This is a genomic window from Luteococcus sp. (assembly GCF_043424415.1).
In the GTDB taxonomy this organism is placed as follows: domain Bacteria; phylum Actinomycetota; class Actinomycetes; order Propionibacteriales; family Propionibacteriaceae; genus Luteococcus.
Genome location: NZ_JBHWOO010000012.1, coordinates 1 through 2,712, shown reverse-complemented (window position 1 = coordinate 2,712; position 2,712 = coordinate 1). Strand labels below are relative to the sequence as shown.

Annotated in this window: 2 protein-coding genes; one reads left to right on the top strand and one right to left on the bottom strand. The window is 68.4% G+C overall.

Going from position 1 to position 2,712, the window contains the following annotated elements; genetic code table 11:
- Nucleotides 1-798: Fic family protein (locus ACHFFZ_RS00395; RefSeq protein ID WP_394274688.1), on the top strand; the 798-nt coding region annotated here is incomplete at its 5' end.
- A 39-nt stretch (nt 799-837) separates the two neighbouring features.
- Here the strand turns inward: ACHFFZ_RS00395 and ACHFFZ_RS00390 are convergent.
- On the bottom strand, nt 838-2,712 hold a 1,875-nt coding region (locus tag ACHFFZ_RS00390; RefSeq protein WP_394274687.1), incomplete at its 5' end, for a DEAD/DEAH box helicase.

Here is a 2,712-nt window from a genome sequence, read left to right as displayed (position 1 = left end):
CTCTACCGCACCGGTGAGATCTACGTCCGTGACGCGCGAGGCGACCGCACCGTCTACCAGGGGCCCGCGCCGGAGCAGGTGGCAGATCTGATGGCCTCCCTCGTCGCGTCACTCCATGATCCGGCAGCGCAGGATCCGATGGTGCGAGGCGCCATGGCCCACCTGAACCTGGTCATGATCCATCCCTTCCGGGACGGCAATGGCCGCATGGCAAGGGTCCTCCAAACCATGGTGATGGCCCGCGACCGGATCATCACGCCGGAGTTCGCCAGCATCGAGGAGTGGCTGGGCAGCAACACCGACGACTACTACCGGGTGCTGGCTCTTACGGGGCAGGGCGGATGGCATCCCGAGCGCGACACCCGACTGTGGGTGCAGTTCAACCTCCGCGCCCACCACATGCAGGCCCAGACGGTCAGGCGACGCTTCCGCGAGGCGGCGGAACTGTGGGGCGAGCTCGACGTGCTCGTCAGCACCCGAAAGCTGCCCGAGCGCGTCACGGACGCGCTGTTCGACGCCTACCAGGGCAGGCGTGTGAGCCGAGCCACCTACCTGCAGCGGATGGGGGTCTCCGACCCGCGCACCGCCACCAAGGACTTGCAGCGGCTGGTCGCCGAAGGCCTGCTGGACGTCCGCGGTGAGACGCGCGCAAGGCACTACCTGATGGGCCCCGAACTCCGGCGGCTCAGCGACGCGCTGAAGGCACGACGCCAACCCCTGGCGGACCCGTACCCGACGATGGAAGCTCGCCTGCGGCTACCGGCGACGGACGAACCGGCTGACGTGCCACTGTTCTGAGCATCCTCGCCGTCGGCGCCAGCCGCCGGCAGCAGACCCTCACTCCAGCAGCGCGCGGAAGTCGTCGGCGCTGAGTGCACCGGTGATGGCGGACTCGCCACCGTCCACCACCTGGCTGAACAGTTCGCGCTTGTGCTGCTGCAACTGCATCACCTTCGCCTCGATGGTGTCGGTGCTTGCCAGGCGGTAGACCATCACTGTGTTCGCCTGTCCGATGCGGTGGGCGCGGTCGATGGCCTGCGCCTCGGCGGCGGGATTCCACCACGGGTCGGTGACGAAGACGTAGTCGGCCTCGGTGAGGTTGAGGCCGAAGCCACCGGCCTTGAGGCTGATCAGGAAGACGCTGGCCTTGCCGCTGCGGAATTCGTCGACGCGTTCCTGGCGTTTGCGGGTCCGTCCGTCGAGGTAGGTGGTGCTGATCCCTTCGGCCTTGAACCGCTTCTCGACGAGCCGCAGGAAGCTGGGGAAGGAGCTGAAGACCAGCGCCTGGTGGTCGGCGGCCACCACATCGGCCATCATCTCGGCCAGCACGTCGATCTTGGCCGAGGCCACCGACTCGTCCGCAGGGTCGACGAGCCCGGCCGCCAGACTGAGTTGACGCAGGCGCGTGAGGGCGGCCAGCACCTCCACGCGATGTCGCTGCAGATCGCCCAGCAGCCCCAGCACCTTCTTGCGCTCCATCGTCAGGCGGCGGTCGTAGATGCGCCGGTGGGCTGGTGCCAGTTCCACCTCGATCACCTGCTCCTGCTTGGGCGGCAGCTCGGGAGCCACGGACTCCTTGGTGCGGCGCAGCATCACGGGCTTGATGCGGCGCAGCAGTCGCGCCAGCGTCTCCGCGGCACCTTCACCGCCCGCCTCGACGGGCTTGGCGTAGTCGCTGCGGAAGGCGACGGGGTCGGGGAAGAGCCCCGGGACGCTGAGGGAGAGCAACGACCACAGGTCCATCAGGTTGTTCTCCAACGGCGTTCCGCTGAGGCAGAAGCGCGAGCCACAACCGATCTGTCGCATCGCCTTGTAGGTCTGTCCCTTCGGGTTCTTCACGAACTGCGCCTCGTCCAGGAAGACCATGTGCCAGTCGACGTCGGCGAACTCCTCGACGTCGATCCGCGCCACCGCATAGCTGGTGACCACGATCCGCGCACCGTCGATCGCCTCGGCCAGGCTGGTGCCGCGCTTTCGCGTCGTCTGCGGCAGCGTCACGCAGCGCAGGTGCGGCACGAAACGTTCCGCCTGCTCCAGCCAGCCACCCACCACGCTCGACGGGCACACCACCAGCACCGGTCCGGGCTGGCCGCGTTCGTCGGCAAGCGCGATGGCGGCCAGTGCCTGCAGCGTCTTTCCCAGGCCCATGTCATCGGCGAGGATTCCGCCCATTCCCATGTCCTGCAGGAAGTCCAGCCAGTGCATGCCGTCGAACTGGTAGGGCCGGAGCTCTGCCTGAAGTAGTGCGGGCGGCGCGGCAGGTGCTTCCGCTCGTCCGGTGCGCAGGCGTCGTGCCGCCTCCTGCCAGGCCTGCGCCTCGCGCCGCACCACGCCAAGTTCTGCGAGGTCTTCGAACCAGGTGGCGTGTTCGCGGCGCAGCCGGGCGCGCACCAGGGTCTCGTCATCGGGGTCGACGACGAGTTCCGCCTCCTGCAGCAGTTCCCGGAGTCGTTCCAGCTCGGGCTGGTCGAGGCTGATCCAGGCGCCCGAGTCCAGCAGCAGGTGGTCGTGGCCGGCCGCCAGTGCCCGCAGCAACAGCGGCAGCGGCACCGGGACCCCGTCGACGCTCATGTCGATCGCCAGGTCGAACCAGTCGCGCCCCTCGACCGGATCGACGCTCAGTCCAAGCTCGGTGCCGGTCACTTCACGCGCCCGGGTGAGGTCGCCGCGGTGGACGATGACGACATCGTCGTGATTCTCGAAGCCCTCCAG